6 protein-coding genes and 2 pseudogenes are annotated in these 6389 nt (G+C 67.4%); 4 read left to right on the top strand and 4 right to left on the bottom strand.

Annotated elements, in window-relative coordinates; genetic code table 11:
- Positions 1 to 31: 31 nt before the first annotated feature.
- Positions 32 to 952 (bottom strand): annotated as a pseudogene (locus tag GJ632_RS06230) (NAD-dependent epimerase/dehydratase family protein).
- Between the two features lie 145 nt (positions 953 to 1097).
- On the opposite strand from GJ632_RS06230, the gene GJ632_RS06225 reads away from it, so the two are divergent.
- Positions 1098 to 2027 carry a branched-chain amino acid transaminase gene (locus tag GJ632_RS06225; protein ID WP_089804313.1) on the top strand — a complete coding sequence of 310 codons (930 nt, stop codon included), beginning with the start codon at positions 1098 to 1100 and terminating at the stop codon, positions 2025 to 2027.
- A gap of 30 nt (positions 2028 to 2057) precedes the next feature.
- Here GJ632_RS06225 and GJ632_RS06220 read toward each other — a convergent pair whose 3' ends face one another.
- The 3 genes from GJ632_RS06220 to GJ632_RS06210 form a co-directional block, all read right to left on the bottom strand.
- A complete protein-coding gene (locus GJ632_RS06220; protein ID WP_191452422.1) occupies positions 2058 to 2450 on the bottom strand; it encodes a RidA family protein in 393 nt (130 codons plus the stop codon).
- Positions 2451 to 2512: 62 nt separating this feature from the next.
- A complete protein-coding gene (locus tag GJ632_RS06215; RefSeq protein WP_089804317.1) occupies positions 2513 to 3106 on the bottom strand; it encodes a DUF502 domain-containing protein in 594 nt (197 codons plus the stop codon).
- A gap of 67 nt (positions 3107 to 3173) precedes the next feature.
- Entirely contained in the window at positions 3174 to 4013 is an 840-nt protein-coding gene (locus GJ632_RS06210; RefSeq protein ID WP_191452421.1) for a proline dehydrogenase family protein, read from the bottom strand.
- 111 nt (positions 4014 to 4124) lie between these two features.
- On the opposite strand from GJ632_RS06210, the gene GJ632_RS06205 reads away from it, so the two are divergent.
- From GJ632_RS06205 to GJ632_RS06195, 3 genes and pseudogenes are all read left to right on the top strand, one after another.
- The gene (locus GJ632_RS06205) at positions 4125 to 4667 is read left to right on the top strand and encodes a CDP-2,3-bis-(O-geranylgeranyl)-sn-glycerol synthase (RefSeq protein ID WP_191452420.1); all 543 of its coding nucleotides are present in this window, start codon (positions 4125 to 4127) and stop codon (positions 4665 to 4667) included.
- Between the two features lie 194 nt (positions 4668 to 4861).
- A pseudogene (pyrE, locus tag GJ632_RS06200) lies at positions 4862 to 5397 on the top strand (orotate phosphoribosyltransferase).
- Between the two features lie 213 nt (positions 5398 to 5610).
- Positions 5611 to 6330 (top strand): phosphoribosyltransferase family protein, encoded by a 720-nt coding sequence (locus tag GJ632_RS06195; protein WP_191452418.1) that lies wholly within the window; start codon positions 5611 to 5613, stop codon positions 6328 to 6330.
- Positions 6331 to 6389 lie beyond the last annotated feature (59 nt).

Raw genomic sequence — 6389 nt, 5'->3', positions numbered from 1 at the left:
GAGGACCTGGTCGAGCGACTCGGCTGAGGCACTACCGCCAACTCCGCTCCGGCTCCCAATCGAGCATCCGCGACGCCTTCTCGGTCGAAATCAGCGCCTCGTGCCCCTCGAACTCCCGTCGCCGTTCTACCTCCGGGTACACCTCCTCGACCAACTCCTCCGTCGGCACGTCCGCGCTGGTGTCGCGCGCGGCGGCGAAGAACCGCTCGTGGCCCTCGAAGTCGGCGGCGACGGCCCGCCGGACCAGGTCGGCGGCGTCCTCCTGCGCGAGGTAGGAGAACAGCGTGTTGCGCGCCGTCTCGAAGTGGCCCGCCTCGCGGAGTCCCGCCGGGGTCCGGTCGGCGCGTTCGAACGTCTCGCGCATCTGCTCGTCGCTGGGCATCCACGGGAACCGAATCGAGGCGACGGTCTCGGGGCCGTCGGCCCGGTGGGCGAACCCGTCGGCGGTCACCTCCAGCACCTGCTTGCCATCCGTACGGGTTCGACGGCGACACCGGGTGCGACTCGTCGAGGGGGAGATACGAGAGGCGAATCCCGTCGGGTTCGAAACTCGCGCCGACCGCCGACAGACTCGACGCGAGGACGACGGTGTCGACGTCGAGGGCCTCGGCGGCCTGCAGGACGTTGTACGTGCTCATCGCGTTGCTCTCGAAGACGACGTGTCCGGGATCGTGGTCGGGCGTCGACAGCATCCCGAGGTGGACATGGCGTCGGCGTCGGCGGTGGCGAACGCGCCGTACGCCTCGCCCGCGTCGGTCATGTCGGCGCGCAGGTCGGCGTCCGCTCTCGTGTCGCCGCCCGACCGCGAGACGTTGACCACGCGGTGGCCGGCGGACTGGAGCGTCTCGACGACGGTCGGACCGATTCGGCCGGTGCCGCCGGTGACCGCCACCGTCTCGGGTGCCGCCGACGTGCCGGGTGCGTCTGCCGTGTCGAACTCGGACTCTGACATTCGTCTGTCTCAGACGCACACCGGCCGAAAAAACCCAGCGGGCGGTTCCGACTCGCTCCGTCTCTCCCGCGTCGGACGACCGAACCGCGACATCCCCTCGCAGACTACAGATTCTTTTATATCCCGACGCGAAAAAGCACGGGACATGGGATTTGACGAGATGGACGTCGACACCATCTGGATGGACGGCGAATTCGTGGACTGGGACGACGCCCAGATTCACGTGCTCACACACGGACTCCACTACGGAACCGGCGTCTTCGAGGGCGTCCGCCTGTACGACACCGAGAAGGGCCCCGCGATATTCCGCTGGGAGGAACACCTCGAACGGTTCTACGAGTCCACGAAGCCGTACGAGATGGATATTCCGTTCGAACCGGCGGAACTCACCGAGGCGACGGTGGACCTCCTGCGCCGGCAGGACCTCGAGGCGGCCTACATCCGGCCCATCGCCTTCTACGGCTACGACACCCTCGGCGTCTCGCCCGGCGACTGCCCGACGAACGTCGCCATCGCGGCGTGGCCGTGGGGCGCGTACCTCGGCGAGGACGCCCTGGAGAACGGCATCGAGGTGATGGTCTCCTCGTGGCGCAAGCACTCCTCCAGCCAGATTCCGACGAACGCGAAGACGACGGGCCTGTACGTGAACTCCCTGCTCGCGGGCGAGGAGGCGCGCCGCAACGGCTACCGCGAGGCCATCGTCCTGAACAAGGAGGGCAACGTCGCAGAGGGTCCCGGCGAGAACATCTTCCTCGTGCGCGACGGCGAACTGTTCACGCCCGGTCTCTCCGAGAGCATCCTCGACGGCATCACCCGCAACACGCTCATCACGCTGGCCGAGGAACGCGGCTACGAGGTCCACGACAACGTCTCCATCAGTCGCGGCGAACTCAACACCGCCGACGAACTGTTCTTCACCGGCAGTGCGGCCGAAGTCACGCCCATCCGTCAGGTGGACAACGTGGAGATCGGGGACGGCTCCCGCGGCCCCGTCACCGAGGAACTCCAGCAGGCGTTCTTCGACCTGGTGGAACGCCGCACCGACGACCACGACGAGTGGTTCACCTACGTCTGAACTGACCCGCTCGGTCTCCGCTCTCCGCGCTCACTCCGCTTCGACTATCGCCGTCGCCTCGACTTCGACCAGCAACGCGGGGTCGATGAGACGGCTCACCTCCACCATGCTCGTCGCGGGCCGCACGTCGCCGAACGCCTCGGCGTGGGCGTCGCCGACGGCCTCCCAGTCGTCGATGTCGGTGACGTACATCCGCGTCCGAACCACGTCCGAGAGGGCGGCACCGGCCTCGGTCAGCGCCGACTCCACGTTGCGTAACGCCCGCCGCGTCTGTTCGCCCGCGTCGCCCTCGCCGACGATTTCGCCGTCCGCGTCCGTCGCCGTCGTCCCCGAGACGTGGACGTGCGGGCCGACGCGCACCGCCCGCGAGTAGCCGACGCGCGCTTCCCACTCGGTCCCCGAGGCGACGTGTCTCCGTTCCATGTGGCGTCCCCGCCCGGTCGCAGCAAAAGTCTGTCGCGGGGTCCGAATCGGCGCCGCCGTCGCTACCGCTTTCGCTCCTCGTCCACTTCGATGTCTATCGCGGCCGACGTCTCGTCCTCGGCGAACCCGGCCGAGAGGATGCGCGTCAGGGCCTCCTCGACGCGTTCGTTCGTCTCCGTCAGGTCCTCGGGTTCGACCTCCATCACGAACCCGGTGGTGATGTTCGGAGCCGTCGGCATGAAGACGACTTCGCGGCCGTCCTGCGTCGTCTTCCCCGTCTTGAACGCCGTCATCCGAATCCCGGGCCACACTTCGAGTCTGACGGGCTTCTGCAGGTCCTCGGTCCCCGTCAGCGCCGTCTCCACGGCGAGTTTCGAGGCGTTGTACAACACGCGGATCAGCGGCACCCTGTTCATCGTCGCGTCGATGCCGGACTCGAACAGTCGGCCGGCGGTCGTCCGCATCAGGTAGCCCACCGAGAGGACGAGCATGACGAAGACGACGATGGCGACGAAGAAGCCGTACGGTTCCTGCAGTTCCTTGATGACTGGCAGCCTGACGATACTGTTGTAGAGGATGCTGAGGACGTACAGAATGACGAGAATGGGGACGAGTACGACCAATCCGCTTGCGAAATCGCGTCTCCACGAAGACATCTATCGGTGAGTAGGTGAAGCCCGAGGGTTAAGAGGGCTTCTGTCCGGGTATCGCTCGGGGCGGCGCTCAGACGCCCGCGACGGCGCGCAGTGCGAACAGGAGGTTCTCCTTTCGCTCCCGGACGCGCCGGTAGAAGTACGACATCCACTTGTCGCCGTACGGCGCGTACTGCCACACCTCGCGGCCCTCGGCGGCGAGTTCGCGTTGCGCGTCCTCGCGGACGCCCATCAGCATCTGCACCTCGAACGCCCGGTCGTACTCGGCGGCCAGTTCCTCGGCGGCCGCTATCATCTTCGGGTCGTGACTGCCGACGGCGATGCCGCCGACGTACTCCTCGAAGAGGAACTCCAGATACTCCTCGTACTTCTCGTTCACTCTCGACTTCTGTTTGTAGGAGATGTCGGGGTCCTCGTCGTACGCGCCCTTCACGAGTCGAATCTTCCCCGGCACGTCGGCCAGACGCTCCAGGTCCTCCTCGGTCCGCTTCAGGTTCGCCTGCACGCACTGCCCCACGTCGCCGTCGTACTCGCGGGCCACCTCCTCGAACACGTCGAGGGTCACGTCGGTGGTGTCGGCGTCCTCCATGTCGCACCAGACGAACACGTCGTGGTCCGCACCCGCCCCGGCGATGCGGTGGTAGTTCTCGCGGAACGCCGCGTCGCTCACGTCGATGCCGATCTGCGAGGGCTTCACCGAGACGCAGGCGTCGAGTCCAGAGCCGTCGATGTCTGCTATCAAGCGCTCGTACGCCGCCGTGTCGGCGTCCGCGGGCGCCCGTTCGTCGTAGTGTTCCCCGAGGAGGTTCAGGATGACTTTCACGCCCTCCTCGTTCGTCCGTCGCGCGTGGTCTAAGGCCGCCGCGGCCGTCTCCCCGGCGACGAACCGACTGGCGATTGGAGGAATCATCGGTCCCGTCTTACGGTCGTCCAGTAATCAGGGTTTTCGTTCACCGTTTGGGAGGTGTCGGCGGCGCGACGGAATCACCGGGGCTTTTGTCCCGCGTGCCGACGCCCCCGTATGGTCATCGAACTCGTCGTCGGCGCGTTCTGGGCGATGCTCCCCGCCTACGTGCCGAACAACGCCGCCGTCCTCGCCGGCGGCGGCGCGCCAATCGACGGCGGACGGACGTGGGGCGGTCGTCGAGTCCTCGGCGACGGCAAGACGTGGCGCGGGACGGCAGTCGGAACGCTCGTCGGGTTCGCCCTCGCGTTCCTCTGCAACGCCGCCGCCGACCCGGTGGGGTCCGCACTCGGCGTCACGCTCCCCCGTTTCTCGACGCTCGGCGCGTTCGGCCTCGCGTTCGGCGCAATGCTCGGCGACGTCGCCGCCTCGTTCCTCAAGCGTCGGACCGGCCGCGAACGCGGCGCGGCGTTCCCCGGACTCGACCAACTCGACTTCGTCGTCGGCGCACTCCTCCTCGCGGCCGCCCTCGACTTCGCGTGGTTCACGGGCACGTTCACGCTCCCCGTCCTCGGCGTCGTTCTCGTCGTCACCCCGATTCTCCACGTCACCACGAACGTCGGGGCGTACTATCTGGGACTGAAGGACGAACCCTGGTAACCCACCTTTTCGCAGATTCGGGTCGCGCGAAGTGCGACCGCTCATCGCAAAAAGCTGGACCAAAACCCTCCCGCGAGGCGGAGCCTCGCGGTACGGCATCGGTGCCCTCCCGCCACCGCACCACCTCCGCACTGCGTCGCCTTCGCCCCTGAACCAACCCGTTTAAGCGCCTCGGTGGTCCCTCTCGAAACGACATGGCGAACGACGAACTCATCGCGGCCCTTCGGGACGCCGACGCGGTCCAGTTCGGCGAGTTCGAGTTGTCTCACGGCGGCACCTCGAACTACTACGTGGACAAGTACCTGTTCGAGACGGACCCCCACTGCCTCCGTCTCATCGCCGAGGCGTTCGCGGAGAAACTCGCCGGCGCGGAGAAACTCGCGGGTGTCGCACTCGGCGCCGTCCCCCTCGTCGCCGTGACGGCCGCCGAGATGGACGTCCCCTACGTCATCGCCCGCAAGAAGGCCAAGGAGTACGGCACGGCCAAGCGCATCGAGGGGCGCCTGACGGAGGGCGAGGAAGTCGTCGTCCTCGAAGACATCGCCACCACCGGAAACAGCGCGCTCGACGCCGTCGAAGCGCTTCGCGAGGCGGGGGCCGTCGTGAACCGCGTCCTCGTCGTCGTCGACAGACAGGAGGGCGCCGCGGACCGACTCGCCGAGGCCGACGTGGAACTCGACGCCCTCGTCACCGCCGGGACCTCCTCGCGGACGCCGACCGACCGGAGTAACCGCGTCCGCGACCCGCCGGTCTCGCGTCTCGCTTCACCGTTCCGCACCGTTTTCGCGCCGCTCCGGCCCCCGACGTAGTCGTTCTCCGCTGCGCCGTCACACCGCCGCGCGGCACGTCCGCGGCCGGAACGTGACTGATTCACGTACATGCTGATTCCCTCCTTCGAAACGTATCGAAGTATTCATACTTGCGTAATCACGAGTCACGGGGTATGAACAGAGCGGAGAAAGCGGCCCTCCAACTGCAGGCCGTCGCCGTCCTCCGGATGCTCAAGGAGACTCGGACGTACGACGAACTCGCCGACCTGACCGGACTCCCGGCGGGGGACCTCAACCGCTACGTCAACGGACACGTCCTCCCGGGCGTCGAACGCGCCCGCGACGTCGTGCAGGGCGTCGGCCGCGACGCACTCGCGACGGAGTTGGAGAGTCGCGTCGAGTTCGACGACGAGGGCTACGTGGACAACTCGGGCGTCGTCTTCGACCAGTCGTTCCTCGACCTCGTCGCGCCCGTCGCGGCGAACACGCTCGGCTTCGAACGTCCGGACGTGGTGCTCACGGCGGCGACGGACGGCATCACCCTCGGGGCCGCGATGGCGAGTTACTTCGACGCGCGCGTCGCCTACGCCAAGAAGTCAAAGGAGACGGCCGTCGAGGAGTTCATCGAGTCCCGACAGCGTCTCGCCTCCGGCATCGAACTGACGTACTACCTCCCCGCCCGCGCCATCTCGGCGGGCGAGAACGTCCTCATCGTGGACGACCTCATCCGGTCGGGCGAGACGCAGGAACTCCTCCTCGACATCGCCCTCCAGTCGGAGGCGAACGTCACGGGCGTCTTCGCCCTCATCTCCGTCGGCACCGAGGGCATCGACCGGGCGCGCGACATCACGGAGGCGCCCGTCGGCGCACTCACCACCTTCGACGCCGACTGACCCGCCGGCCGCGCGGCGGGTCGCCGGATCCCCACTCGTTGCGAACACCACGAAATTGC

Source organism: Halogeometricum sp. CBA1124 (genome assembly GCF_009741955.1).
Lineage (GTDB): Archaea > Halobacteriota > Halobacteria > Halobacteriales > Haloferacaceae > Halogeometricum > Halogeometricum rufum.
Note: the sequence above shows the minus strand (reverse complement) of the source record. Positions and strands in the feature narration are given on the sequence as shown.